The sequence below is a fragment of the Pseudomonas sp. R1-6 genome (assembly GCF_051132115.1).
In the GTDB taxonomy this organism is placed as follows: domain Bacteria; phylum Pseudomonadota; class Gammaproteobacteria; order Pseudomonadales; family Pseudomonadaceae; genus Aquipseudomonas.
Map to the genome: position 1 here is coordinate 4,103,216 of NZ_CP071662.1, position 26,932 is coordinate 4,130,147.

General features: G+C 60.1%; 22 protein-coding genes, 3 tRNA genes and 1 riboswitch. Of the genes, 4 read left to right on the forward strand and 21 right to left on the reverse strand.

The window, feature by feature from the left end; all coding sequences use genetic code 11:
- Window positions 1-36: 36 nt before the first annotated feature.
- Entirely contained in the window at window positions 37-1,479 is a 1,443-nt protein-coding gene (gene mgtE, locus J3P81_RS18525) for a magnesium transporter (RefSeq protein ID WP_420767492.1), read from the reverse strand.
- Between the two features lie 321 nt (window positions 1,480-1,800).
- Between mgtE and J3P81_RS18530 the strand changes: the two genes are divergently transcribed.
- Window positions 1,801-2,292, forward strand: coding sequence for a cell envelope protein SmpA (locus J3P81_RS18530; protein WP_434560227.1), 492 nt, complete (start codon window positions 1,801-1,803; stop codon window positions 2,290-2,292).
- A gap of 40 nt (window positions 2,293-2,332) precedes the next feature.
- On the opposite strand, the gene J3P81_RS18535 is transcribed toward J3P81_RS18530, so the two are convergent.
- The 7 genes from J3P81_RS18535 to ltaE form a co-directional block, all read right to left on the reverse strand.
- Window positions 2,333-2,409 (reverse strand) — tRNA-Arg (locus J3P81_RS18535).
- A gap of 72 nt (window positions 2,410-2,481) precedes the next feature.
- Window positions 2,482-2,558 (reverse strand) — tRNA-Arg (locus J3P81_RS18540).
- A gap of 107 nt (window positions 2,559-2,665) precedes the next feature.
- Window positions 2,666-2,756: transfer RNA gene (locus J3P81_RS18545), tRNA-Ser, on the reverse strand.
- Window positions 2,757-2,818: 62 nt separating this feature from the next.
- Window positions 2,819-3,007 carry a carbon storage regulator CsrA gene (gene csrA / locus J3P81_RS18550; protein WP_003178872.1) on the reverse strand — a complete coding sequence of 63 codons (189 nt, stop codon included), beginning with the start codon at window positions 3,005-3,007 and terminating at the stop codon, window positions 2,819-2,821.
- 184 nt (window positions 3,008-3,191) lie between these two features.
- Complete coding sequence (locus J3P81_RS18555; protein WP_039591870.1) at window positions 3,192-4,433, reverse strand: aspartate kinase; 1,242 nt, start codon at window positions 4,431-4,433, stop codon at window positions 3,192-3,194.
- A gap of 85 nt (window positions 4,434-4,518) precedes the next feature.
- Window positions 4,519-7,140, reverse strand: coding sequence for an alanine--tRNA ligase (gene alaS, locus J3P81_RS18560; RefSeq protein WP_434560229.1), 2,622 nt, complete (start codon window positions 7,138-7,140; stop codon window positions 4,519-4,521).
- A 146-nt stretch (window positions 7,141-7,286) separates the two neighbouring features.
- Window positions 7,287-8,291 carry a low-specificity L-threonine aldolase gene (gene ltaE, locus J3P81_RS18565; protein ID WP_434560231.1) on the reverse strand — a complete coding sequence of 335 codons (1,005 nt, stop codon included), beginning with the start codon at window positions 8,289-8,291 and terminating at the stop codon, window positions 7,287-7,289.
- Window positions 8,292-8,535: 244 nt separating this feature from the next.
- Window positions 8,536-8,703: riboswitch (FMN riboswitch) on the forward strand.
- A 98-nt stretch (window positions 8,704-8,801) separates the two neighbouring features.
- Between ltaE and J3P81_RS18570 the strand changes: the two genes are divergently transcribed.
- Window positions 8,802-9,311 carry a 6,7-dimethyl-8-ribityllumazine synthase gene (locus J3P81_RS18570; RefSeq protein WP_420767496.1) on the forward strand — a complete coding sequence of 170 codons (510 nt, stop codon included), beginning with the start codon at window positions 8,802-8,804 and terminating at the stop codon, window positions 9,309-9,311.
- A 133-nt stretch (window positions 9,312-9,444) separates the two neighbouring features.
- On the opposite strand, the gene astE is transcribed toward J3P81_RS18570, so the two are convergent.
- The 13 genes from astE to acs form a co-directional block, all read right to left on the reverse strand.
- A complete protein-coding gene (gene astE / locus J3P81_RS18575) occupies window positions 9,445-10,452 on the reverse strand; it encodes a succinylglutamate desuccinylase (RefSeq protein ID WP_434560233.1) in 1,008 nt (335 codons plus the stop codon).
- Between the two features lie 12 nt (window positions 10,453-10,464).
- Window positions 10,465-10,752: a hypothetical protein gene (locus tag J3P81_RS18580; RefSeq protein ID WP_003178862.1), complete on the reverse strand. Its 288-nt coding sequence runs from the start codon at window positions 10,750-10,752 to the stop codon at window positions 10,465-10,467.
- Between the two features lie 69 nt (window positions 10,753-10,821).
- Window positions 10,822-12,168 (reverse strand): N-succinylarginine dihydrolase, encoded by a 1,347-nt coding sequence (gene astB, locus J3P81_RS18585; RefSeq protein WP_434560235.1) that lies wholly within the window; start codon window positions 12,166-12,168, stop codon window positions 10,822-10,824.
- A 143-nt stretch (window positions 12,169-12,311) separates the two neighbouring features.
- A complete protein-coding gene (astD, locus tag J3P81_RS18590; protein ID WP_434564138.1) occupies window positions 12,312-13,781 on the reverse strand; it encodes a succinylglutamate-semialdehyde dehydrogenase in 1,470 nt (489 codons plus the stop codon).
- Entirely contained in the window at window positions 13,778-14,803 is a 1,026-nt protein-coding gene (astA, locus tag J3P81_RS18595) for an arginine N-succinyltransferase (RefSeq protein ID WP_434560237.1), read from the reverse strand. The genes astD and astA overlap by 4 nt, the downstream gene beginning before the upstream one ends.
- 47 nt (window positions 14,804-14,850) lie before the next feature.
- Window positions 14,851-15,870 carry an arginine/ornithine succinyltransferase subunit alpha gene (aruF, locus tag J3P81_RS18600; RefSeq protein WP_420767501.1) on the reverse strand — a complete coding sequence of 340 codons (1,020 nt, stop codon included), beginning with the start codon at window positions 15,868-15,870 and terminating at the stop codon, window positions 14,851-14,853.
- A 219-nt stretch (window positions 15,871-16,089) separates the two neighbouring features.
- Complete coding sequence (locus J3P81_RS18605) at window positions 16,090-17,310, reverse strand: aspartate aminotransferase family protein (RefSeq protein WP_420767502.1); 1,221 nt, start codon at window positions 17,308-17,310, stop codon at window positions 16,090-16,092.
- A 358-nt stretch (window positions 17,311-17,668) separates the two neighbouring features.
- Window positions 17,669-18,649 carry a transcriptional regulator ArgR gene (argR, locus tag J3P81_RS18610; RefSeq protein WP_420767503.1) on the reverse strand — a complete coding sequence of 327 codons (981 nt, stop codon included), beginning with the start codon at window positions 18,647-18,649 and terminating at the stop codon, window positions 17,669-17,671.
- A 112-nt stretch (window positions 18,650-18,761) separates the two neighbouring features.
- On the reverse strand, window positions 18,762-19,526 hold the full coding sequence (locus J3P81_RS18615) for an ABC transporter ATP-binding protein (RefSeq protein ID WP_434560239.1): 765 nt from the start codon (window positions 19,524-19,526) through the stop codon (window positions 18,762-18,764).
- Window positions 19,527-19,582: 56 nt separating this feature from the next.
- Complete coding sequence (locus tag J3P81_RS18620; RefSeq protein WP_420767505.1) at window positions 19,583-20,281, reverse strand: ABC transporter permease; 699 nt, start codon at window positions 20,279-20,281, stop codon at window positions 19,583-19,585.
- Window positions 20,278-20,967 carry an ABC transporter permease gene (locus J3P81_RS18625; RefSeq protein WP_420767506.1) on the reverse strand — a complete coding sequence of 230 codons (690 nt, stop codon included), beginning with the start codon at window positions 20,965-20,967 and terminating at the stop codon, window positions 20,278-20,280. Before J3P81_RS18625 ends, J3P81_RS18620 begins: the two co-directional genes overlap by 4 nt.
- An 89-nt stretch (window positions 20,968-21,056) precedes the next feature.
- The gene (locus J3P81_RS18630) at window positions 21,057-21,830 is read right to left on the reverse strand and encodes an ABC transporter substrate-binding protein (RefSeq protein ID WP_420767507.1); all 774 of its coding nucleotides are present in this window, start codon (window positions 21,828-21,830) and stop codon (window positions 21,057-21,059) included.
- Window positions 21,831-22,538: 708 nt separating this feature from the next.
- Window positions 22,539-24,494 carry an acetate--CoA ligase gene (gene acs / locus J3P81_RS18635; protein WP_420767508.1) on the reverse strand — a complete coding sequence of 652 codons (1,956 nt, stop codon included), beginning with the start codon at window positions 24,492-24,494 and terminating at the stop codon, window positions 22,539-22,541.
- Between the two features lie 420 nt (window positions 24,495-24,914).
- On the opposite strand from acs, the gene J3P81_RS18640 reads away from it, so the two are divergent.
- Both J3P81_RS18640 and J3P81_RS18645 read left to right on the forward strand, forming a co-directional pair.
- Window positions 24,915-25,178 carry a DUF2790 domain-containing protein gene (locus J3P81_RS18640; RefSeq protein WP_420767509.1) on the forward strand — a complete coding sequence of 88 codons (264 nt, stop codon included), beginning with the start codon at window positions 24,915-24,917 and terminating at the stop codon, window positions 25,176-25,178.
- A gap of 485 nt (window positions 25,179-25,663) precedes the next feature.
- Window positions 25,664-26,911 carry a ribonucleotide-diphosphate reductase subunit beta gene (locus tag J3P81_RS18645; RefSeq protein ID WP_024776511.1) on the forward strand — a complete coding sequence of 416 codons (1,248 nt, stop codon included), beginning with the start codon at window positions 25,664-25,666 and terminating at the stop codon, window positions 26,909-26,911.
- Window positions 26,912-26,932 lie beyond the last annotated feature (21 nt).

Consider the following 26,932-nt stretch of genomic DNA (forward strand, 5'->3'; position numbering starts at 1 on the left):
AAACCCGCCAGTCAGGCGGGCTTCTTGATAAGCCACTCAGAGCAGGAAAATCGTCGCCAAGCCCAGGAAGATGAAAAACCCGCCGCTGTCCGTCATGGCGGTGATCATCACGCTCGCACCCATTGCTGGGTCGCGCCCCAGGCGCGCCAGGGTCATGGGGATCAAGACGCCCATCAGCGCGGCCAACAGCAGATTGAGCGTCATCGCCGCAGTCATGACCACGCCCAGCGACCAGCTGCCATACAGCAAGTACGCCACGACCCCGATCACCCCTCCCCAGATGACGCCATTGATCAACGCAACGGCCAGTTCCTTGCGCATCAAACGCGATGTATTGCCGGTACTGACCTGATCCAATGCCATGGCGCGGACAATCATGGTGATGGTCTGGTTGCCGGAGTTACCACCGATACCGGCAACGATGGGCATCAACGCCGCCAGTGCGACCAGCTTTTCGATGGAGCCTTCGAACAGGCCGATGACGCGGGACGCGACAAAAGCCGTGATCAGATTGATCGCCAGCCAGGCCCAACGGTTACGCAGGGACTTCCAGACCGAGGCGAAAATGTCCTCTTCTTCCCGCAGACCCGCCATGCTGAGGACTTCGCTTTCGCTTTCCTCACGGATCAAGTCCACCATTTCGTCGATGGTGAGACGGCCGATCAGCTTGCCGTTCTTGTCCACCACCGGCGCAGAAATCAGGTCGTAACGTTCGAATGCCTGGGCCGCATCGTAGGCGTTTTCGTCAGGATGGAAGCTCACAGGGTCGCTGGCCATCACCTCGGCCACTTGCTTCTCCGGATCGTTGACCAAAAGACGCTTGATAGGCAGAACGCCTTTGAGCACGCCGTCATAATCGACCACGAAGAGTTTGTCGGTATGGCCCGGCAATTCCTTGAGTCGCCGCAGATAACGCAAAACCACTTCAAGGCTGACATCCTCGCGGATCGTCACCATCTCGAAGTCCATCAGCGCACCGACCTGCTCCTCGTCATAGGACAATGCCGAACGCACACGCTCGCGCTGTTGACCATCAAGAGCTTCCATCAGCTCATGGACAACGTCGCGTGGCAATTCGGGAGCAAGGTCGGCGAGCTCGTCGGCGTCCATCTCCTTGGCCGCTGCGAGAAGCTCATGGTCATCCATGTCTGCGATCAGGGTTTCACGAACCGAGTCGGACACTTCGAGCAGGATGTCGCCGTCGCGATCGGCCTGGACCAATTGCCAGACGGTCAGACGCTCTTCCAGCGGCAAGGCTTCAAGGATGTAGGCAACGTCGGCCGAGTGCAGATCATCGAGCTTACGTTGCAACTCGACGAGATTCTGCCGATGTACCAGGTTCTCGACCCGATCGGAATGCGGACCTTCCTGGCGATGCGTGAGGTCTTCCACGACGCGCTGGCGATGCAACAGCTCAACGACTTGAGCGAGGCGATCCTGAAGGCTTTCCTGCGTTTTTTTTACTTCTATTTCAGTCATAGGCGAACTCCACTCCCAGCAGTGGAGCACGCCGGAAGGATCAATCAGTTAATTCATGATTGGCAAAAAGAGATATTGAGTAACTACTGGGTAAGTCCATGAAGATATTCCAAAGCCCCGGCGGGGCTGACGGGCGCAATCATACACCGCTTGGCGCCGTAACACGTTAAAAAATCATGGCAAGAACAAGTGCTTGCGAGACAAACCTGAACACAGGCTGAACGTCTGTTTCTACGACGACTTATCCTGAAAAGAAAACACAGCCCTAGGGAGAAATGTCACAGCTATCCTTTTTTATTTACCGTCAAGGAGGACGGCAGCATGCCCGTAAGCCGCTATCTGTTTCTGCTCGCCACCCTGCCCTGCCTGCCTCTCTGGGCTGCCGATCACGTTGTGCACCGCTGCGAAAACAGTGCTGGGAAAATCACGTTCACAACCCTCAGTTGCGAGCCGGGAGAAACCCTGACAATGCAGCAGGTTCATACATACAGCCCGCCCCCTATCGAGCCGATGCTGCCCGAAGCCGAAGGTCGGCAAACATCCAGCAACAAAACCAGACGCAAGGAACCGACCATTGTTGGCCAACTCGAGGACAGCTGTGGAAACCAGATCAACACCAACCAGCGCCGCGAAGCCATCCTGAAGCGACGAATCGTTGTCGGCATGAGCGAACAAGACGTCGTCAGCGCGCTTGGCAAACCGGATACGATCAAGGTTCGAAATTCGAGCACTCGGTACACCTACAAGACACAGAAAGGTCGGAGCGCAGAGGTCGTGTTCGACGAGAAGGGATGCGTGAAAGGCAAATCGTAGACAGCAAAAAGCCCGCGTTAAACGCGGGCTTCTTGGTGTATGGTGCACTCGACAGGATTCGAACCTGTGACCGCTCGGTTCGTAGCCGAGTACTCTATCCAGCTGAGCTACGAGTGCAAGTTGTGGTTTTATACCAGATCACAACTGGTTGAAGCCAAGTTATTTGCATTGCTGCAAGCAACTCTTAAATGGTGCACTCGACAGGATTCGAACCTGTGACCGCTCGGTTCGTAGCCGAGTACTCTATCCAGCTGAGCTACGAGTGCATTTGTTGCCGCGCATTATAGGTCGCCGAATCTTTTTGTAAAGCGCTTTTTTCAGTAATTTCAATCACTTACCGATCAAGCAAGATAACAGCGCACTAAACGAATAATGGCGGAGAACGGGGGATTCGAACCCCCGACACCCTTTTGAGGTGTACTCCCTTAGCAGGGGAGCGCCTTCGGCCACTCGGCCAGCTCTCCGCAACACGGGGCGTATATTAACCACCTTCATCCCCGTTTGCAAACATAAAAATCGATAAAAATTAATGGCTTGGTTCGTCGTCCTTCTCTTTCTTGATACGCAGGTAGATTTCCTCCCGGTGCACAGCGACCTCCTTCGGCGCATTGACGCCGATACGCACTTGGTTTCCTTTGACGCCGAGCACGGTCACGGTGATTTCGCCATCGCCAATAATCAGGCTCTCTGCGCACCGACGGGTCAGAATCAGCATACGTTTCTCCTCACGCGATTCAGTTCAGGAACAACAGTCTGCAAAAAAAGGGCATGGGTCCTACAACCGAAACGCTCGCGGCCCACAGGCCTAGTATTGACCAGCGGGTGCAAAAGAACAGTTTTGGAACATGCCATTCAGAAAAACAAAGGGCGCGGTCGAAGCCGCGCCCTCAGGCAACGCCTTACTCGCCCTGTCGGGCTGCGGCGTCGAGTTCGAAAGCCGTGTGCAGGGCGCGCACGGCGAGTTCCAGGTACTTCTCCTCGATCACCACGGAAACCTTGATTTCCGAGGTGGAGATCATCTGGATATTGATGCTTTCCTTGGCCAGGGACTCGAACATGCGGCTCGCCACGCCCGCGTGGGAGCGCATGCCAACACCAACGATCGAGACCTTGGCAATCTTGGTATCGCCCACCACTTCCCGGGCGCCAATCTCGTCGGCCGTCTTCTTCAGCACGGCTTCGGCGGACTGGTAGTCGTTGCGGTGCACGGTAAAGGTGAAGTCGGTGGTGTTATCGTGCGCAACGTTCTGCACGATCATGTCGACTTCAATGTTGGCGGCACTGATCGGACCCAGAATCTTGAAGGCCACGCCGGGGGTGTCTGGCACGCCACGGATGGTCAGCTTGGCTTCATCGCGGTTGAAAGCGATGCCGGAAATGATCGGCTGTTCCATGGATTCCTCTTCATCAATAGTAATGAGGGTGCCCGGACCCTCCTTGAAGCTGTGCAGGACGCGCAGCGGAACGTTGTACTTGCCGGCGAATTCAACCGCGCGGATCTGCAATACCTTGGAACCGAGGCTGGCCATTTCCAGCATCTCTTCGAAGGTAATCTTGTCCAGGCGCTGAGCCACGGGCACAACCCGTGGGTCGGTGGTATAGACGCCATCCACATCGGTGTAGATCTGGCACTCGTCAGCCTTGAGGGCTGCTGCCAGCGCGACACCAGTGGTATCGGAACCGCCACGACCAAGGGTGGTGATGTTGCCGTGCTCATCCACACCCTGGAAACCGGCGACAACCACGACACGACCGGCCTTCAGGTCACCACGAATTTTCTGATCGTCGATCTGCAGGATACGCGCTTTGTTATGCGCGCTGTCCGTCAGGATACGGACTTGGTTACCGGTGTAGGACACCGCCGGCACGCCACGCTTGATCAGCGCCATGGCCAGCAAGGCGATGGTCACCTGCTCACCAGTGGAAACGATCACATCCAGCTCGCGGGGGACCGGTTGCTGGTCGCCGCTGATTTGCTTGGCCAGATCGATCAGACGGTTGGTCTCGCCGCTCATTGCCGACAGCACGACCACCAGGTCATCGCCAGCGTCACGGAATTTCTTAACCTTGTCGGCGACTTGTTCGATTCTCTCGACGGTGCCGACCGAGGTGCCTCCAAATTTCTGTACGATCAAAGCCATTTCAAAGCCGCCTCTGCCCGTGAAGGGCGCCCAAATAATCACTCAACAGCGGCCGGATCCGCCTTGGCGAACCCGGGGCGCCGCCTTAAATACCCTGCTCTACAAATGCAACGGTCTGGGCCAATGCCGCGTCCAGGGCGCCGGCATCGGTACCGCCGCCTTGCGCCATGTCTGGACGACCACCGCCCTTCCCGCCCACTGCCGCAGCGGCCTGCTTCATCAAATCACCGGCTTTGAGTTGGCCAGTCAGGTCTTTGGTCACGCCTGCGACGAGAACGACCTTTTCCTCATGGACACCGCCGAGCAGGATCACTGCGCGGCCGAGTTTGTTTTTCAGTTGATCGACCAGCGCCAACAAGGCCTTGCCGTCTTGGCCGTCGAGACGCGCGGCCAGCACTTTCACGCCCTTGACGTCCACGGCCTGGGCCGACAGATCGTCGCCCGCGGCGCTGGCGGCCTTGGCCTGCAACTGCTCGAGTTGCTTTTCCAGCGCGCGGTTGCGCTCCAGCACAACCGACAGCTTGTCGATCAGGTTGTCGCGGCTGCCCTTGATCAGGCTGGCCGCTTCCTTGAGTTGTTCTTCCGCCGCGTTGAGGTACGCCAGCGCCGCTGCGCCAGTGACGGCCTCGATACGTCGCACGCCGGAGGCCACGCCGCCTTCGCTGATGATCTTCAGCAGGCCGATGTCGCCGGTGCGATTGGCATGGATGCCACCGCACAGCTCAACGGAGAAGTCGCCCATGCTCAGTACACGGACACTGTCGCCATACTTCTCGCCGAACAGCGCCATCGCGCCCTTGCGCTTGGCGGTCTCGATATCGGTTTCTTCGGTTTCTACCGGTGAGTTCTTGCGGATCTGCGCGTTGACAATGTCTTCCAGCGCCTTGATCTGCTCAGGCTTGATGGCTTCGAAGTGGCTGAAGTCGAAGCGCAGGCGCTGGCTGTCCACCAAGGAGCCTTTCTGCTGGACATGCTCGCCCAGCACCTGGCGCAACGCTGCGTGCAGCAAGTGCGTGGCGGAGTGGTTCAGGGAAGTCGCGTGGCGAACCTCGGCATCGACATGAGCGGCCACTGGGGCGGCGATCATCAGGCTGCCGGAAGCCAGCACGCCGTGGTGCAGGAAGGCACCGCCGGTCTTGGTGGTATCGCGTACATCGAAGCGCGAGTTGCCCGCCTGCAGGTAACCGCTGTCGCCGATCTGGCCGCCGGATTCGGCGTAGAACGGTGTCTTGTCCAGCACGATCACGCCTTCCTGGCCTTCGCTCAGGATGTCGACCGACTGCCCATCCTTATAGATGGCGACGATCTTGGCCGAACCGGTGGTCGCGGCGTAGCCGGTGAACTCCGTCGCCACGTCAACCTTGACCACGCTGTTGTAGTCCATGCCGAAGGAGCTCGCGGAGCGCGCACGCACACGCTGGGCTTCCATCTCGCGCTCGAAACCTTCCTCGTCGAGGGTAAGGTTGCGTTCGCGGGCGATGTCGCCAGTCAGGTCCATCGGGAAGCCGTAGGTGTCGTACAGTTTGAACACCACATCGCCCGGCACCACGTTGCCCTTGAGTTCGGCCAGGTCCTGCTCGAGGATCTTCAGGCCTTGCTCCAGGGTCTTGGCGAACTGCTCTTCTTCGCCCTTTAGCACGCGCTCGATATGCGCCTGTTGGGTCTTGAGTTCCGGGAAGGCTTCGCCCATCTCGGCCACCAGCGCCCCGACGATCTGATAGAAGAAACTGCCCTTGGCGCCCAGCTTATTGCCGTGGCGGCAGGCGCGGCGGATGATCCGGCGCAGCACATAACCGCGGCCTTCGTTGGAAGGCAGTACACCGTCGGCAATCAGGAAGCCGCAGGAACGGATGTGGTCAGCGACTACTTTCAGCGAAGCCTGGTTGTCGTTGGTGCAGCCGATGGCCTTGGCCGACGCGCTCAGCAGGCTCTGGAACAGGTCGATTTCGTAGTTGGAGTGAACGTGCTGCAGCACCGCGCTGATCCGCTCCAGGCCCATGCCGGTGTCCACCGACGGTGCTGGCAGCGGATGCAACACGCCATCGGCGGTGCGGTTGAACTGCATGAAGACGTTGTTCCAGATTTCGATATAGCGGTCACCGTCTTCTTCCGGCGAGCCCGGTGGGCCACCCCAGATGTCGGCGCCGTGATCGTAGAAGATCTCGGTGCAAGGGCCGCATGGGCCGGTGTCACCCATGGTCCAGAAGTTATCCGACGCGTAGGGCGCACCCTTGTTGTCGCCGATGCGCACCATGCGCTCAGCCGGGACACCGACGTCCTTGGTCCAGATGTCATAGGCTTCGTCGTCGGTGGCATAGACCGTTACCCAAAGTTTTTCCTTGGGCAGGTTCAGCCATTTGTCAGACGTGAGGAACGTCCAGGCAAAAGTAATGGCGTCACGCTTGAAATAATCACCGAAGCTGAAGTTGCCCAGCATCTCGAAGAACGTGTGGTGACGAGCGGTATAGCCGACGTTTTCCAGGTCGTTGTGCTTGCCGCCGGCGCGCACGCACTTCTGGCTGCTCACCGCACGGGTGTAGGCACGTTTTTCCTGGCCCAGGAAGCAGTCCTTGAACTGGTTCATCCCCGCGTTGGTGAACAGCAGGGTCGGGTCGTTGCCCGGAATCAAAGAGCTGGAGGCTACTCGGGTGTGGCCTTGCTCTTCGAAGAAGCGAAGGAAGGCTTCACGGATTTCTGCGCTTTTCATTAGGTTCTTCCACGGAGGCTGCGGCCAAAGGCCTGTGCAAAACGTCAACAGACGGAGCAACGGCAAAGGGCCGCATTATATCGGCCCTTCGCGTGGGGTACAGCGTGTTTATGCGATAGAAACTATCAATTACCCCGGTTCCCGGGTCATTGGCGGGAAAATTCGACGAAAGTGGTGATCACGTGATCGATTTGCGCCGCGCTCACGTCCATGTGCGTCACCATTCGCAGCCGTGAAGCCGCGCTGAGCTTGACGCCCCGCTCATCGGCAAACGCCTTGATCGCCTCGGCCCGCTCACCCATTTGCACGTAGACCATGTTGGTATGCACCGGCTCGACCTCGTAGCCCGCCGCGCGCAAGCCTTCGGCGAGCGTCTGAGCATTGGCGTGGTCATCAGCCAGGCGGTGGACGTTATGGTCCAGGGCATACAGCCCCGCCGCAGCGAGGATCCCGGCCTGGCGCATCCCCCCGCCAACCATTTTGCGCAGCCGGCGGGCCTTGCCGATCAGCTCGACCGTGCCGCACAGCACCGAGCCCACCGGAGCACCCAGCCCCTTGGACAGGCACACCGACACCGAATCGAAATGTTGGGTGATTTCCCGGGCATCGACATTCAGCTTGACGGCGGCGTTGTACAACCGTGCCCCGTCCAGATGAAGGGCAAGCCCATGCTCCTGGGTAAAGCGCCGGGCTCGGGCCAGGTAATCCAGCGGCAGCACCTTGCCCTGCATGGTGTTTTCCAGGGCTAGCAGTCGTGTGCGGGCAAAGTGGAAATCGTCGGGCTTGATCGCCGCCGCGACGTGCGCCAGGTCTAACGAGCCATCCGCCTGCACTTCGAGAGGTTGCGGCTGGATCGAACCAAGCACCGCCGCGCCGCCGCCCTCGTATTTGTAGGTGTGGGCTTGCTGGCCGACGATATATTCGTCGCCGCGCTCGCAATGGGCCATCAACCCCAGCAGATTGCTCATGGTGCCTGAGGGCACGAACAGTGCCGCGGCAAAACCCAGGCGCTCGGCGAGCTCGGCTTCGAGACGGTTGACAGTCGGGTCTTCGCCATACACATCGTCGCCGGTCGGCGCGCTGGCCATGGCATCCAGCATGCCGGCGGAGGGTTGGGTGACCGTGTCGCTGCGAAGATCGATAACACTCATGAATCTGGCCTCGGGTTCTGGTGGGGAAAATTCCCTTTCTAAGGGCAATTACTGCGGGCATGGCGCGGAATAATCAAGCCCAGGACCACACGAACCATCCAAATCACCTGTGGTAGCGAGCTTGCTCGCGATAGCGGCAGTACGTCCACATCGATGCAAGCTGAACCACCGCTATCGCGAGCAAGCTCGCTCCCACAGGGGCTTATGTGTTAAAAATCCTCCGCCGTCACAAAATGTGTCGGCAAAACGTTCTCAGGGCGGGGTGCGATTCCCCACCGGCGGTAATTGCGCGCAATGCGCATAGCCCGCGAGCGCTTGGCACTACACGGCTTTCGCGGTGCAGCGGCAAGGTCAGCAGACCCGGTTTGATCCCGGGGCCGACGGTCATAGTCCGGATGAAGAGAGAACGGGATCGACACCCAAGGGCCGACTGCGACTCTGTGCGCGGCGTACCCTCGAATCCCCTTCGATTCATGACGCCCTGTTTTTTACACAAACAGGAACCAGAACATGCAACCCACCGCAATCGACAGCAAGACCAAAACCCATCCGGGCGAGCGCGTCGCGTTCATCCAGGCCTGCTGGCACAAGGAAATCGTCGACCAGAGCCGCAAAGGCTTCGTCGCCGAAATGATCAGCCAGGGCTACCAGGAAAGCGACATCGACTTCTTCGAAGTCGGCGGTGCCTTTGAAATCCCGCTCCACGCCAAGTTGCTGGCCAAATCCGGCCGTTACGCCGGTATCGTCGCTGCCGGCCTGGTGGTGGATGGCGGGATCTACCGCCACGAGTTTGTCGCCCAATCGGTCATCAGCGGCCTGATGCAGGTCCAGTTGGAAACCGAGGTACCGGTGTTCTCGGTCGTGCTGACGCCGCATCACTTCCATGCAGGCGAAGAACACCAGAAGTTTTTCTTCGAGCACTTCGTACACAAGGGCCAGGAAGCGGCGAAGACGTGTGCCGATACGCTGCATAAGACTCGGGCGTTGCGTCGCAGTGAGCAGCGGGCGGTAGCGGTTTAAAAGCCGCTAAAAAACCTGTGGGAGCGAGCTTGCTCGCGATAGCGGTGCTCCAGCCGACATCCTTGTGGCTGACACTCAGCTATCGCGAGCAGGCTCGCTCCCACAGAGGCATGTATCAAGCCTGAGATTCGGGTCAGGCCAAGTTTTCGTCAGTCGCTGGCACGATCAGGATGCCGGCCCGCAAACCATTCTTCACCTTGGGGTTCGGGAAGATGATCCGGGCGCCCTCTTCTTCGATCACCCAGCGGGTCTGGGCGATGTCTTCGGCCAGCACATAGCCTTTATCCAGTTCCGAGAAATTCTCGATGTCCGCGGGCAGATTCAGGCGGAAGCTGTCGCTGTGCTTGATGATTTCCCGCGCCACGCTGAACAGTTGCAGGCCGTCCAGGCTGTCCTCCAGCTCGGGTTCGTTGCCTTCGATGATCTGCTGCAGACGGGTTTCCAGCAAGTTGACGTTGACGCCGTCGTTTTGCCCGAACGGCCGGGCCTTGCCCAGTTCCAGGGTGAAGGATTCGGCACCGAGCTGGTCGTAGGTGTAGGCGCTGAATACGATGGAGGGCTTGTTCTGCAGCAACACCGCTTCCATGCCCGCCGCGCGCAGGCGCGCCAGCTCACGGCGTGAGTGCTGGCGGCCTTCTTTCCAGGGGTACAGGGCGAACTGCTCGATCTTCGAGCCGCGAATGGCGGTGTGCAGGTCGTAGTGCAGACGGCTGCGGTCCGGCACGCTGAAAAAACTTGCGGCCAAGCGCTCCAGCTCACAGGCGCGCAACGCCTCGGGCCCGCCACTCAACTCATGGCGACCATTGAACAGCCGGTTGACGTCCTGCTCGACAAAGCGCTCGCCGCGACGGATTGCCTCGGGATTTCCGAACAGGAACAGAATGCGCGCCCGGGGCTTCAGGTCGCCACGGGCAATGTCATGCAACAGCCGGTCAAGCAATTCGATCGGCGCGGTTTCGTTGCCGTGGATACCCGCCGATAACAGCAGGTCCAGGCCATTATCCCGGGCTTCGGGCGGCTTGACCTCCAGCGCGCCCTCGCTCAGCCAGCGCATCCGTACGCCTTCGACAGTCAGTTGAGTCTTCTCCGCCGGTTCACGGCCGGCGAGGGTCAGTTCAAGCAGTTTGCCGAGGGCGAGCATAATGCGGTTTCCTTAATGGTCGTGGCCGCAATCCGGGCCATGGACATGGTCATCGTCGCCGACGTCCGCCGGTTCCATTTCCAGTTGCAGGCTGACCAGGTTGGTCGCCAACGGACGCAACAGCAGGTTGGCGTATTCCTCGTCTCCTTCCTCCACGTCGACGCCGATCAGCAACTGACCACGGCCGTCCTGCTGGATCCACAGTTCCTTGCCCTGCCACATCACCGCGACGCGGGTGCAGGAGGTTTCCAGTTGCGTGCCGTCGGTGTCTTCAAGAATCAGCTGCAGGGTATCGCTCATGTTTTTACATTCTCGTCTGGGGATAAGGCAACGCGCCCTGCTTTGACTGTAGTCAGGTCGCGCGCGCTTTCAATTGATCTGGAAAGGATAGACCGAGCCAAGTTTAAGGATTTGTGTCAGCTCATCCAGGGCCGACCTGCATTCAAGCAGCAACTGCGGGTCCGCCAGGTCGTTTTCGGCCATGCGGTCGCGGTAGTGGCGCTCGACCCACTGGGTCAGCGAATCGTACAGCGGCGCGGTCATGATAACCCCTGGGTTGACGGCGGCCAGCTCGGTTTCGTTCAACGCCACGCGCAACCGCAGGCACGCCGGGCCGCCACCGTTCTGCATGCTTTGCTTGAGGTCGAAGACCTTCACTTCTCGGATGACCCCGCCAGAACCCGTCAGGCCTTGCAGGTACTGCCAGACGCGTTCGTTGCTGCGGCACTCTTCCGGAACGATCAACAGCATCGAGCCATCGGGACGCGACAGCAATTGGCTGTTGAACAAGTAGGAACGCACCGCGTCATCCACGGTGACCGCCGAACGCGGTACACACACCGACTGAAATTTCCCACCAACCTTGGCGAGTTTGTTGCTCAGCTCGGCCAGCATCTTGTCGGTCTCGAGGAACGCATCCTCGTGATAGAACAACACCTCGCCATTGCCCACTGCGATCACGTCGTTGTGGAAAACCCCCTGGTCGATCACCGCCGGGTTCTGCTGGGCGTAGACCACGCCCTCTTCGCTCAAGCCGTGCAGGCGGGCGACGGCGCGGGACGCTTCGAGGGTCTGGCGCGCCGGGTATTTCTGTGGCGAAGGGAAACGGCTGTCGAATGCACTGCGACCGAACACGAAGAACTCGACACCGGCTTCGCCATAGGCGCGACAGAAACGCGTGTGGTTGGCCGCGCCTTCGTCGCCGAACTGTGCCACCGCCGGCAATGCGGCGTGGTGGGCGAAGTGTTGCGCGTTGGCAAACATCGCCCCCAGCACGCGACTGGTGGTCGGGTGTTCGATGCTGCGGTGGTATTTGCAGTTGAGGTTGGCGGCGGTGAAATGCACGCGACCGTCAGCCGTGTCGGCGCTCGGGCTGACGGTGGCGGCATTGGCAACCCACATGCTCGAGGCCGAGCAACTGGCAACGAGCAGCGGCATGGCTTCTTTGGCGGCCTGCTGGATGACCTGGGCATCGCTGCCGGCAAAGCCCAGCCGGCGCAAAGCCGCTACGTCCGGGCGCTCCTGCGGCGCCAGCACCCCTTGCTGGAACCCCATGTCCATCAGCGCTTTCATTTTCGCCAGGCCTTGCAATGCCGCTTCCTTGGGGTTGGAAGATTGCTGGCTGTTGCTCTGGGAGGCGACGTTGCCGTAGGAAAGCCCGCCGTAGTTATGGGTCGGCCCCACCAGACCGTCAAAGTTGACTTCATAGGATTTCATCAGCGAGGCTCCACGAGAATCTGTTTTTATAGGCATCAGTAAAGACCGCAGTGCGGGCTTCGTCGGATCGCCGCCCGGAGCAGGCTCGCTCCCACAATGGATTGTGCAAATCCCTGTGAGAGCGAGCCTGCTCGCGAAACGGACTACACCATTTTTACGCCAGGCGTCAGGCTCGCCGGCATGACCAGGCTCGGCGTTTCCAGGGAAGCCACCGGATACGCGCAATAATCCGCCGCGTAATAAGCGCTGGCGCGGTGGTTGCCCGAGGCACCGACACCGCCGAACGGCGCGCTGCTGGCGGCGCCGGTCAGTTGTTTGTTCCAGTTGACGATACCGGCGCGGCTTTGCAGCCAGAACTGCTCGTAGCGTTCCTGGGAATCCGAAAGCAAGCCGGCGGCCAGGCCATATTGAGTATTGTTGGCTTCGCTGATCGCGCCCGCGAAATCCTTGTAGCGAATGACCTGCAGCAACGGCCCGAACAATTCCTCGTCGGGGCGCTCGGCCACGGCAGTGACATCGAGGATCCCTGGCGTCAACAACGCAGCCTGGGGTTGCGGCTGGGTCATGGCCAACAGCGGCACGGCGCCCTTGCCCAGTAAATGGTTTTGCGCATCCATCAGAGCCTTCGCGGCGGCAAGGGAAACCACCGAGCCCATGAACGGCGCCGGTTGCTGGTCGAAGGCCCCGACGTCGAGGGTCGAGCTGACCTGCACCAGGCGCGCCAGCAAGGCATCGCCCCAGGCTCCTTCCGGCACCAGCAGGCGGCGCGCGCAGGTGCAGCGCTGGCCGGCGGAAATGAATGCGGACTGGATGATGGTGTACACCGCCGCATCGACGTCGGCCACCTCATCGACCACCAACGGATTGTTGCCACCCATTTCCAGGGCGAGGATCTTGTCCGGGCGACCGGAGAACTGTTGGTGCAGAAGATTGCCGGTACGGCTGGACCCGGTGAAGAACAGCCCGTCGATCCCTGGTTCCGCCGCCAGGGCAATACCGGTTTCCCGCGCGCCTTGCAGCAGGTTCAACACGCCTGCCGGCAGGCCCGCCTCCTCCCAGCACTTGACCGTCAGCTCGGCGACTTTCGGCGTCAGCTCACTGGGCTTGAACAACACGCAATTGCCCGCCAGCAGCGCAGGCACAATGTGCCCGTTGGGCAAGTGACCAGGAAAGTTGTAAGGACCGAACACCGCCACCACACCGTGGGGCTTGTGGCGCAGCACGGCGGTAGCGTCGCCCAGAGGGCCGCTTTTCTCGCCGGTGCGCTCGCGGTAGCTCTGCACTGAGATGGCGACTTTGTTGATCATGCTGGTGACTTCGGTGGCGGCTTCCCACAAGGGCTTGCCGGTTTCCTCACCAATGCAACGGGCCAATTCGTCAGCGTGCGTCTTCAGGGTGTCGGCGAACGCTTCCAACACCTGGATGCGCTCATCCAGCGAGCGTCGCGCCCAGTCCGGGAATGCCTGGCGCGCCGCCTGCACGGCGGACTCCACCTGCGCCGCCGTCGCGCCTTTTCCAGACCACAGCACTTGCTGGGTCACCGGGTTCAACGACTCAAAGACGTCGCCCTGGCCTTCCAGCCAACTTCCAGCGATGTACAACGATTTCATTATTTCGACTCCCGAGCGGCAGACAACGCCACGGCACGCACCTGGTCGCCAGCGTTGAGTTGAAGACGTTTGGCGGTCAGTGGATCGACCACCAGGGTGCCCGCGGCGAAACGCGCCGGCGCCGCCGTGATGCGGCAGTCCTGGCATTTGCGGTTATGAATGAGAAATGGCGTGGCGTCATCGCCGGGCGTGCCAACGGCCAGAACCAGCGCCTGGCTGTCGCGGATCGCGCGGATCTTGCCGGTCTCGCACTCGATGGCCGGGCCAGCGTCGAAGATGTCGACGTAGCCCTGGTAACTGAATCCTTCGCTCTTGAGCATCGACAGCGCCGGCTCGGTGTCGGGATGGACCTGGCCGATCACGGCCCGGGCGTCCTCGGACAAGAAGCAGGTGTACAGCGGAAACTTGGGCATCAGCTCGGCGATGAACGCTTTGTTACCGACCCCGGTCAGGTAGTCAGCCTGGCTGAACTCCATCTTGAAGAAGTGCCGGCCCAGGCTTTCCCAGAACGGCGAGCGCCCGTTGTCGTCGGACATGCCGCGCATCTCGGCGATGATCTTGTTGCCGAACAGCTGTGGGAATTCGGCGATGAACAGCAGCCGCGCCTTCGCCAGCATCCGGCCATTGAGGCCATTGCGGTAGTCCGCGTGGAGGAACAGCGAGCACAGCTCGGAATTGCCCGTCAGGTCGTTGGCCAGGAACAACGTCGGGATCTCCCGATAGATGTTCAGCTCTTGGGAAGCACTGACTGTCAGGCCAACCCGGAAGTTGTACCAAGGCTCACGCAACCCCACGGCGCCTGCGATGGCGGAAATACCTATCACGCGACCGTCATCGTCTTCGAGCACGAACAGGTAGTCCGCGTCACCACGCCCAGCTTCGCCGCGAAAGGTCTTTTCGGCCCAGCCAACCCGATGGGCCAGACGCTCTTCATTGGCCGGCAAGGTGGTCAGGCCGGTGCCGGTGCTGCGGGCCAGGGCGATCAGAGCGGGTAAATCGCTGCTGCGTACGGGACGAACGATCATGCTATCTCCTCGAACGGGCCGCTCATGCCACCCGCGAAAACTGCTGTTTAAACCGCTACCAGGCGCACGCTGGCGCCTTCGCCAACACCCAGGGCTTCGGCTGCTTCCATGTCCAGCGTCACAGGTTTGCCTGGCGCGTAGTCGAGGTCGAGCAACACGGCGCGGTAATCCTGGAGTTGGGCATTGGCCACCAGGTACTGCCGCCCGGCGCCCTTGACGGTTTCGCCGATCTTCACCGGCACCACGCGGCTCTGGGCGATCGAGCGGATCCCCGAGACGCGAGCGTGCAGGGTCGGGCCGCCGTCAAAGATGTCGATGTAGTGATCGGTCTCGAAACCCTCGCGCATCAGGATGTCGAAGGTGATCTGCGCGCGCGGGTGGACCTGGCCCATGGCTTCCTGGGCGGCATCCGGTAACAGCGGCACGTAGATCGGGTAATGCGGCATCAGCTCGGCGAGGAAGGTCCGGCTTTTCAACCCGCACAGGCGCTCGGCGGCGGCATAGTTGAGGTCGAAGAAGTTGCGACCGATGGCGTCCCAGAATGGCGAGTCGCCGTTTTCGTCGCTATAGCCGACGATCTCGGTCACCACCGAATCGGCGAAACGCTCCGGGTGGCTGGCGACAAACAGCAGGCGCCCGCGCGAGTTCAGCTCCGACCACGGCGAACCCACCAGTTCCGGGACCACGTAGAAGCTGGTCAGCAAGCTATTGCCGGTCAGGTCGTGGCACTGGGAGAGTACGTGGATCTTGTTGTGGATCTTCAGCTCACGGGAAGCGTGGACGAAGGTCTCGTTGCGGAAGCTGTAGAACGGTTCGGAATAACCCGCCGAAGCGACAATGGCCGAACAGCCGGCCAATCTGCCGGTGGCGGTGTCTTCGAGAACGAAGAAATAACTTTCTTCACCATTGAAGCTGACTTCGGCGGCAAACGAGGCCTCGCTTGCGGCGATCTTGTCGCTCAAGCGTTCCACGTCATCCGGCAAGGAAGTGACACCGATCGGGCTGTCCGCAGCCAGACGCTGTACCTCGCCCAGATCAGCCATTTGCGCGGGGCGCATCACCAGCATGGTGTCACTCCTTAACTTGAAATAAAGGGTTCGACCGTAAGATCGATACACAGAAAATAAAACCGGACATTAACCCAGACATTGCAGTGGATCTCCTGTGGGAGCGAGCCTGCTCGCGATGCCGACGGCTCGATCTGCCTGGCGGACCGAGGCGGCCGCAATCGCGAGCAGGCTCGCTCCCACAAAAGCCGGCCCCAATGGAGCCGGACTAGTCTGAACTCAGCCTTGGGTCAACTTCACCGCGGCCCGCTCGAAGCGGTCCAGGCCGGCGTCGATGTCGGCGTCTTCCACCACCAGGCTCGGAGCGAAGCGGATCACGTCCGGGCCGGCTTGCAGGATCATCAGGCCTTCCTGTTCGGCGGCGTTGAAGATGTCCTTGGCCTTGCCCTTCCAGGCGTCGTTCAGCACGCAACCGATCAGCAGACCCAGGCCACGCACTTGGGTGAACAGGCCGTACTTCTCGCCGATCTGCAACAGCCGGGTCTTGAATTTGTCGTGCTTGGCCTTGACGCCATTGAGCACTTCAGGGGTATTGACCACATCGATTACCGCTTCGGCCACCGCGCAGGCCAGCGGGTTGCCGCCGTAGGTGGTGCCGTGGGTGCCGACGACAAGGTGCTTGGCCAGCGCTTCGGTGGTGAGCATCGCCGCGATCGGGAAACCGCCGCCCAGGCTCTTGGCGCTGGTGAGGATGTCCGGGACCACGCCGTAATGCATGTAGGCGAACAGCTCGCCGCTACGGCCCATGCCGGTCTGCACTTCGTCGAAAACCAGCAGTGCGTTGTGTGCATCGCACAGTTCACGGGCGCCCTGCAGGTAGGCCAACTCGGCCGGCAACACACCGCCCTCGCCTTGGATGGGTTCCAGCACCACAGCGCAGGTCTTGTCCGAGACCGCCGCTTTCAGAGCCGCCAGGTCGTTGTAAGGAACGTGGGTGATGCCCGTGATTTTAGGGCCGAAACCATCGGAGTACTTCGACTGTCCGCCTACGTTGACGGTGAACAGCGTCCGGCCGTGGAAACTGTTGAGCGCGGCGATGATTTCATATTTTTCGCTGCCGAACCGATCGAACCCGACCCGGCGGGCCAGCTTGAAAGCGGCCTCGTTGGCTTCGGCGCCGGAGTTGCAGAAGAATGCGCGCTCGGCGAAGGTCGCATCGACCAGTTTATGCGCCAGGCGCAGGGCTGGCTCGTTGGTGAACACGTTCGATACGTGCCACAGCTTATTTGCCTGCTCGGTCAGTGCACCGACCAGCGCCGGGTGGGCATGGCCCAGTACGTTGACCGCGATACCGCCCGCAAAGTCGATCAGCTCGCGACCGGACTGGTCCCACACGCGCGAACCGGCACCACGCACAGGAATGAAGGCTGCAGGTGCATAGTTGGGAACCATCACCTGGTCGAAATCGGCGCGTTGTACCGCGGCTTGCTCAACGGACATCGGAGTCTCCTGAAGAGGAACACCCGCCTGGAACTGGCGAGCTTGGTAAGGATTGTAAGGACAGTTTTCAGCCCGGCCTTGCCGCCAAGCGACAACTTCTTATAGCGCCAACCCACGTTTTGCGCGGGTTTACGGCAATGCGACAAATAGCGTCGCAATGGCGCAGTTTAAACGTTGCCGGTGTATTTGAGGCACCTGCATCCACATTTCCGCTGCCAGGCACAAAACACCTGTGGGAGCGAGCTTGCTCGCGATGGCGCAGTGTCAGTCACCTTCAGCATTGACTGACACTCCGTCATCGCGAGCAAGCTCGCTCCCACAGTTTTTGTGTTGACCGCTCTATCCGCAGTCTTACCATTTAGCCGCGCTCGGACGGCACCGAGGACAATTCGAACGGGCTGCTGCTACGCCGCTGGTTGCGATCTTCCCGCGGCGTCGCGCCGAAGAAGTTGCGGTAGGCGCTGGAGAAGTGTGGCCCCGAGGAGAAACCACAGGACAGGCCGATCTGGATGATGGATTTGCTGGTCTGCATCAACATCTGCCGAGCCTTGTTCAGGCGCAGCTCCAGGTAATACTGGCTCGGCACGCGATTGAGGTACTGCTTGAAGATCCGCTCCAGCTGCCGGCGGGACACGCACACATGCTGGGCGATCTCGTCGGTGGTCAACGGCTCTTCGATGTTGGCTTCCATCAACAGCACGGCCTGGGTGAGCTTCGGATGACTGGAACCCAAGCGGTTCTGCAACGGAATACGCTGGCGCTCGCCGCCTTCACGGATGCGCTCGACCACCAGTTCTTCCGACACCGCGCCAGCCAGTTCGGCGCCGTGGTCCCGGGCCAGCACCGCCAACAGCAGATCAAGCACCGACATGCCGCCGCAAGCGCTCAGGCGATCGCGGTCCCAATCAAACAAATGGCTGGTGGCGATGACCTTGGGGAAGCGCTCGGAGAAGTCATCTTGCCAGCGCCAGTGAACGGCAGCTCGATAGCCATCGAGCAAACCCAACTGTGCCAGCGGATAGACGCCAGCGGACAAACCGCCGATGACGCAACCTGCGCGCACCAATTGCTTGAGGGCGCTGCTCAGCGGCGAGGCCAGCGTCGTTGGTGGCTCGTCGGCCACCAGAAACAGTTTCTGAAGACCTTCGAGCTTGCCGACCCAGGATTCACCGGGTAACTGCCAAGCGCCCTCGGCCGGTGGCTCGGCTTGCAGGAACGACAATTCGTAGACCACGTCCGGATGCACGCGCTGGGCGACACGCAAGGCCTCCTCGGCCAGCGCCAGCGTCAAGGCTTTAGTGCTGGGCCAAATCAGGAAACCTATTCGATGGGCAGTCATGGCGGGCAATCCGAAGCGAAAACAGTGTTAAAGCCGAAAGCGGCTGCAACCAAACTAGACCATCTGGCGCATGGCGCGCAGCATGATCCAATCCGGTGCGTAACGGGAGCGATTACTTGAGGCTGCCCGACAGAAATTGTTGCAGGCGCTCCGATTGCGGGTTGACCAGCACTTCCCGTGGGTTGCCGCTTTCTTCAACGATGCCTTTGTGCAGGAATACCAACTGGTTCGACACTTCGCGGGCAAAGCCCATTTCATGAGTCACCACCACCATGGTCCGGCCTTCCTGCGCCAACGCCTGCATCACTTTGAGCACGTCGCCCACCAATTCAGGGTCGAGGGCCGAAGTCGGCTCATCGAACAGCATCACCTCCGGCTCCATCGCCAGGGCCCGGGCGATCGCCACGCGCTGCTGCTCGCCGCCGGACATGTGGCCTGGGTAGGCGTCCTTGCGATGGGCCACGCCGACCTTGTTCAGGTAGTGCTCGGCCTTCTCCCGCGCTTCGGCCTTGGCCACGCCCAATACATGCACCGGCGCTTCCATGATGTTTTCCAGGGCGGTCATGTGGGACCACAAGTTGAAGTGCTGGAACACCATCGACAACCGCGAACGCATGCGCTGCAGTTGCTTTGGGTCCGCGGCCTTCATGGCGCCGTCCTTGCCTGCTACCAGCTTCAACTCTTCGTTGTTGAGCAAGATCTTGCCGGCATGGGGTTGCTCAAGCAGGTTGATGCAACGCAGAAAGGTACTCTTGCCGGAGCCACTGGAGCCGATGATGCTGATCACATCGCCGGCGGCGGCTTTCAAGGACACGCCCTTGAGCACTTCGTGACTGCCATAGCGTTTATGCAGGTCTTGGACTTCAAGCTTGTACATGCGGTCGGTTCTCACAAAACGTCAATCGTTGAGCAGTCGATCGGATCGATGCGTTATCAGTGCTTGCGCGGGGCCAGGTAACCCAGCCAGCGGCGCTCGGCCAGCTTGAACAGGCGCACCAGGATGAAGGTCAGGCACAGGTAGAACACGCCGGCCGTGATGTAGGCCTCGAACGGCAAGTAGTACTGCGCATTCACCGTGCGCGCGGCACCAGTGATGTCGATCAAGGTGACGATGGACGCGAGACTGGTGGTCTGCAGCATCATGATCACTTCGTTGCTGTATTGCGGCAGCGCCCGGCGCAGGGCCGAGGGCAGCAGGATCCGGCGATACAGCTTGTAGCGCGACATACCCATCGCCTTGGCCGCCTCGATCTCACCGTTGGGCGTGGCCCGCAGGCTGCCGGCGATGATTTCGGCGGTGTAGGCGCTGGTATTGATGGCGAACGCCAGGCACGCACAGAACGTCGCGCTGGACAGCCACGGCCAGAGGAAGCTTTCGCGCACGACAGCGAACTGCGCCAGCCCGTAATAGATCAGGAACAACTGCACCAGCATCGGCGTGCCGCGAATCACATAGGTGTAGAGCCACGCCGTCATGTTGACGACCGGCTGCTTGGACACCCGCATCAGCCCCAGGGGCAGCGCCGCTAACAGGCCGAAGAACAGCGACAAGGCCAACAGCTTCAGGGTGGTCAGCAAGCCGTTGAAGTACAACGGCAAGGCTTCAATGATGACGTTGTAGTCGAAGATCATAGATCAGCCGCCCTTACGCCTACCGAGTAGCGCTTCTCAAGATGACGCAATGCCAGCAACGAAACGCTGGTGATCACCAGGTACATCGCCGCCACTGCGAGGAAGAAGGTGAAAGGCTCGCGGGTGGCATCCGCCGCCTGCTTGGCCTTGAACATCATGTCTTGCAGGCCCACCACGGAAATCAGCGCGGTGGCCTTGGTCAGTACCAACCAGTTGTTGGTGAAGCCCGGGATCGCCAGTCGGATCATCTGCGGCACCATCACCCGGAAAAACACCTGGAACCCACTCATGCCGTACGCCATGCCCGCCTCCGCCTGGCCCTTGGGGATGGCCATGAACGCGCCGCGGAAGGTTTCCGACAGGTACGCGCCGAAGATAAAACCCAGGGTGCCGATACCGGCCGCCAGCGGATTCAGGTCGATGTAGTCGTCATAGCCAAGCATCGGCGCCACGCGGTTGAGCAAGTCCTGGCCGCCATAGAAAATCAGCAGGATCAACACCAGGTCCGGAATGCCGCGGATTACCGTCGAATACAGGTCGCCCAGCCACGCCAGCCAACGCACCGGCGAGAGGCGCAGCGCGACACCAATCAACCCCAGGACGATGGCCAGGGCCATGGACGACAAGGCGAGCTGAAGCGTCAACCATGCGCCATCGAGGATGACAGCCCCGTAGCCTTTCAACATGATTCAGGTCCTCGAAAGTGGGATGAAAAAATGGCGCAAACCGCAGAAATCCTGTTGCTTGCGCCATTTCGCCGCAGTGGCGGGACGTGTTACTTGCCGTAGATGTCGAAGGCGAAGTATTTATCCTGGATCTGCTTGTACTTGCCGTTCTCGCGAATGGCAGCGATTGCAGTGTTGATCTTGTCTTTCAACGCGTCACCCTTGCGAACCGCGATACCCACGCCGTCACCGAAGTATTTGACATCGGTGAAGGCCGGGCCAACAAACGCAAAGCCTTTGCCCGCGTCAGTCTTCAGGAAACCGTCATCCAACAGCGTGGCGTCGGCCACGGTGCCGTCGAGGCGACCGGCGGAGACGTCCAGGTAGATCTCGTTCTGCGAACCGTACGGCTTGATCTCGGCACCCAGCGGGGCCAGGACTTCACGTGCGAAACGCTCGTGAATCGAACCGCGCTGCACGCCAATGTTCTTGCCCTTGAGCTCGGCCAGGCCGTCGCTGACCTGGGTGCCGGCCTTCATCACCAGACGGGCCGGGGTGTTGTAGTACTTGTTGGTGAAATCAACGGATTTCTTGCGATCTTCAGTGATCGACATCGACGACAGGATCGCGTCGATCTTGCGTACCTTGAGCGCCGGAATCAGGCCGTCGAACTCTTGCTCGACCCACACGCACTTGACCTTCATCTCTTCACACAGCGCATTGCCGATGTCGTAGTCGAAGCCGACGATGCTGCCGTCCGGAGCCTTGGAGGCAAACGGAGGGTAAGCGGCTTCGATACCGATTTTCAGGGGCTTCTCATCAGCGAAGGTCGGCAGGGACAGCACGGACAGTGCCAGGGCGCCAAGCAGCACAAGTTTCTTCATCTTGGGACTCCATCGGTAAAGGGCGAAAACGGCAGAGTGAGCAACAGCCCAATATGCGAATGGGTGGAACGAACTTTGGTGCTGCGTCCGACAAGCGCGCATTTTATTCAACGCAGGCCACGACGAGCGAGTGATCGGCATTCTAACGACAGGCCCGAAGCCGATATTTCTTCAATGCGACAACAAATTACAGAAGCACCGAGAAAGCTGTTCGAGCACATTGACAGCCCCGCAAATACATGCAAGAGCAAAGGAAAGGGAACCGATCCATGCTGCAAATAGCGGGCCCATTATTGGCAAACCCTTCTAATCCGGCAAGCACAGCGTGTCGGCTTGTTTTTCGAGATGCGTGAAAACGCCCTGCGACGGGGCTTGGCGTTTCACATCGCCCCGTTGTGGCGCCTTTGGTTACACATTTCGAAACACCGGTAACGTTCCGACGCTTCTTACATTGAACGCCGATATTTATTCATCCATCAAACCCGTGGCGAGGGAGCTTGCTCCCGCTGGGCTGCGCAGCAGCCCCAAAAGCCAGGCACCGCGTTTGTTCAGGCATACCGCATTGACCGGTTTACGACTGCTGCGCAGCCGAGCGGGAGCAAGCTCCCTCGCCACAAAGGCACCACACTTCAAGCCCTCCCAGCGCGCCCATAAAAAAACCCCACCCGGCAAATACCGGGCGGGGCTCTTGGGTACTACATGCGACCGTCAGGCGACGTTCATGGTCTTGTGCGTCTCGATCAGGTGCGCCACCACACCCGGATCGGCCAGGGTGGAAATATCACCCAAACCGTCGTATTCCGCCGTGGCAATCTTGCGCAGAATGCGGCGCATGATCTTGCCGGAACGGGTCTTCGGCAGGCCCGGCGCCCACTGAATGACATCCGGCGAGGCAATCGGACCGATCTCCTTGCGCACCCAGTTCTTCAGTTCCAGGCGCAGGGCCTCGCTGGTCTCTTCGCCGGCATTGAGGGTGACGTAGACATAAATGCCCTGCCCCTTGATGTCATGCGGCACACCCACGACCGCCGCTTCGGCGACTTTCGGGTGGGCGACCATTGCGCTCTCGATCTCGGCGGTGCCCATGCGGTGACCCGACACGTTGAGTACGTCATCCACCCGGCCGGTGATCCAGTAGTAGCCGTCCTCGTCGCGACGCGCACCGTCGCCGGTGAAATACATGCCGCTGAAGGTCTTGAAATAGGTATCGACAAAACGGTCATGGTCGCCGTACAGGGTACGCGCCTGGCCTGGCCACGAATCGAGGATCACCAGGTTGCCTTCGGCAGCGCCTTCGACCAGGTTGCCGAGGTTGTCCACCAGTGCCGGCACCACACCGAAGAACGGCCGAGTAGCGGAACCTGGCTTCAGCGCCGTAGCGCCTGGCAACGGGCTGATCAGCACACCGCCCGTTTCGGTCTGCCACCAGGTATCGACGATCGGGCAACGCTCCTTGCCGACATTCTTGTGGTACCAATCCCACGCTTCCGGGTTGATTGGCTCGCCCACCGAACCCAGCAGGCGCAGGCTGCTGCCATCGGCGCCTTCGACGGCGGCGGTGCCAGAGGCCATCATCGCGCGAATGGCGGTAGGCGCGGTGTAGAGAATATTGACCTTGTGCTTGTCGATCACCTTGGCCACCCGGGTGATGTCCGGGTAGTTCGGCACGCCTTCGAACAGCACCGTGGTCGCGCCGTTGGCCAGCGGGCCATAGACGATGTAGCTGTGGCCGGTGACCCAGCCCACGTCGGCGGTGCACCAGTAGATCTCGCCTGGCTTGTAGTCGAACACCCGCTCATGGGTCAGCGCGGCGTACAACAAGTAGCCAGCCGTGGTGTGCTGCACGCCCTTGGGCTTGCCGGTGGAACCGGAGGTGTAGAGGATGAACAGGGCCTCTTCGGCGCCCATTTCCTTCGGCGCGCATACGGTGCCGGCGACCTTCATCAGGTCCTCGTACCAGATGTCGCGGTGCTGGTTCCACTTGATGTTGCCCGCCGTGCGCTTGCACACGATGACTTTCTGGATGCTGCTGGTTTCCGGATTGGTCAGCGCATCGTCGACGTTCGCCTTGAGCGGGATTTTCTTGCCAGCACGAATGCCTTCGTCGGCGGTGATCACCACTTTGGATTTGCAGTCGATGATCCGGCCGGCCAGTGCTTCAGGAGAGAAGCCGCCGAACACCACCGAGTGAATCGCACCGATGCGGGTACAGGCCAGCATCGCGACCACGGCCTCGGGGATCATCGGCATGTAGATGGTCACCACGTCGCCACGATGCACGTCCTGCCCGCGCAAGGCGTTGGCGAACTTGCAGACTTCTTCGTGCAGCTCGCGATAGGTGATATTGCGGCTCTCGGAAGGATCGTCGCCTTCCCAGATGATCGCGACTTGATCGCCGCGCTCGGCCAGGTGTCGGTCGAGGCAGTTATAGGAAACGTTCAAGGTGCCATCGGCAAACCACTTGATGTCGACATGGTGGTCGTCGAAAGAAGTCTGCTTCACCGTGGTGAAAGGCTTGATCCAATCGAGGCGCTTGGCCTGCTCGCGCCAGAAGCCGTCCGGGTTGACGACCGACTGCTGGTACATGGCCTTGTAGGTCGCCTCGTCAGTCAGCGTATTGGCCGCTACCTCGGGACGAACGGGATACACAGAAGCCGCACTCATCTTTCTTACCTCGGTGACAATAGTTGTTTTTGTATGATCCCGTTGTAGCCCGGGGCGGGCCTATAGAACCATTCGACGATGGTAGTAACAAGTCCCTACAAAATGTCGGTACTAACTGGCAAACGCACTTGAAGATATCTTCATGTGGCGAGCAAGCCTGCTCGCGAAGGCGCTGGGTCAGCCATCATCGATCCAACGAAAAGTCAGCCGATTGTTACCAGATCAACCAACAGTGTTTATCAAAACCGAGTCTGTTTGCCCCCGCCCCCAACTTCTAAAATCCACCTCGCCAACCGGCAAACACGATTGACGCAACACAGCCCCCACGAAGGCCGTTGATCCAACTTCCAAAACTCGCTCCACACGCAGCCCCAAAAAGGCTGCGTGCCCCCACTCGACCTCAACAAAGGTGAAATACAGATGAAAGCTTTATGGGTTCTGGTCCTCGGCAGCCTCTGCACCACCGCGATGGCTGACGAAACCCCGACCGATCTCGCGCAGCAAAAACCGGCTATCGAGGAGTACACCTACTCCAGCCACTTGGACATTGCCAAGGTCCTTTCCATGAGCACGATCCCGAACGTTTGCGAAGTGGTCCCGGCAACAATGGAATACGAAGACTCCAAGGGCCAACGCCACATCCTGCGCTACCGCGTCCTGGGCAACGGTTGTTCCGACAGCTGATCACAACCAGCAATCCCACGGCCCGATACCGATCGGGCCTGGTTGTGTCTGGAGCCACCAAAAAGCGCCAGAAAACACAACATGTAGTGCAAAACGGCAAAAAACGATCATTTTGTGATCAAAAAAAGTCGTCGCCCTATCCATGCGAAAAAAAACTTCAGCGGCCAAAGCCTTGTAAACCCGCGCTCCCATGCGGATACGCCCCTCACCACCCCTCCCGTGAGCTATTTCGCCGCACCACGTAGGCAAAAAAGTCCTTATAATGCCGCCTTAAACGGGCCTGCAATATTCCCTTACAGGGATCACGCCAGCCTGGAGCCAACGCAGGGGGCAATCGCCTTCCCTCTCTACCGCCGCTCCGGAATGACCCGTACATTTTTCTGTTTATTGCCTGCGTCAGCTGCTGCAACAAACGATTTTTCAAGATCCACCGCGGCCAGTAGGCCTTATCGGGCATCTGGCCCTCACGCAGGAGACGACACGTCATGCTGAGCTGGGACGAATTCGACAAAGAAGACGGCGAAGTTGCCGTAAAAGGCGCCAACGCCGGCCACGCTTCTGAAGCCAACATGGACCGCCTCGACAGCGCCGGCGGTGCCGCCGCCCTCGAAGCCCGCGCCGTGACGGCCAGCGACTCGGCCGCGATCATTCGCGCCAAGGCGGCCCTCGACAAACTCGACGTCGCCGAAGGCCTCGCCGAACTCGAAGGCGCCTCCGCCCGTGTCGCCGTCGATGAAAAGCGCATGATCAACTGCCGCGCCGACCTCAACCAGCTCGTGCCATTCAAATACGACTGGGCCTGGCAGAAGTACCTGGACGGCTGCGCAAACCACTGGATGCCGCAAGAAGTCAACATGACCGCCGACATCGCCCTCTGGAAAAACCCGGAAGGCCTGACCGACGACGAACGCCGCATCGTAATGCGCAACCTGGGCTTCTTCTCTACCGCCGACTCCCTGGTTGCCAACAACCTGGTCCTGGCCGTGTACCGCCTGATCACCAACCCGGAATGCCGCCAGTACATCCTGCGCCAGGCGTTCGAAGAGGCGATCCACACCCACGCCTACCAGTACTGCATCGAATCGCTGGCCATGGATGAAGGCGAAATCTTCAACATGTACCACGAGATCCCATCGGTCGCGAAGAAAGCCGCCTGGGGCCTGAAATACACCCGTTCGATCTCCGATCCGAAGTTCGAAACCGGCACCCCGGAAACCGACAAAGAGCTGCTGCGCAACCTGATCGCCTACTACTGCGTTCTGGAAGGCATCTTCTTCTACTGCGGCTTCACCCAGATCCTGTCCATGGGCCGCCGCAACAAAATGACCGGCGTCGCCGAGCAGTTCCAGTACATCCTGCGCGACGAATCCATGCACCTGAACTTCGGCATCGACGTGATCAACCAGATCAAAATCGAAAACCCACACCTGTGGGACGCCGAGATGAAGGAAGAAGCGACCCAGATGATCCTGCAAGGGACCCAACTGGAAATCGAATACGCCCGCGACACCATGCCTCGCGGCGTGCTGGGCATGAACGCGGCGATGATGGAGGACTACCTCAAGTTCATCGCCAACCGTCGTCTGTCGCAGATTGGCTTGAAGGAAGAGTATCCGGGCACGACGAATCCGTTCCCTTGGATGAGCGAGATCATGGACTTGAAGAAAGAGAAGAACTTCTTTGAGACGCGCGTGATTGAGTATCAAACGGGTGGGGCTTTGAGCTGGGATTGATTCGAAAGGAAAATCCTAGGC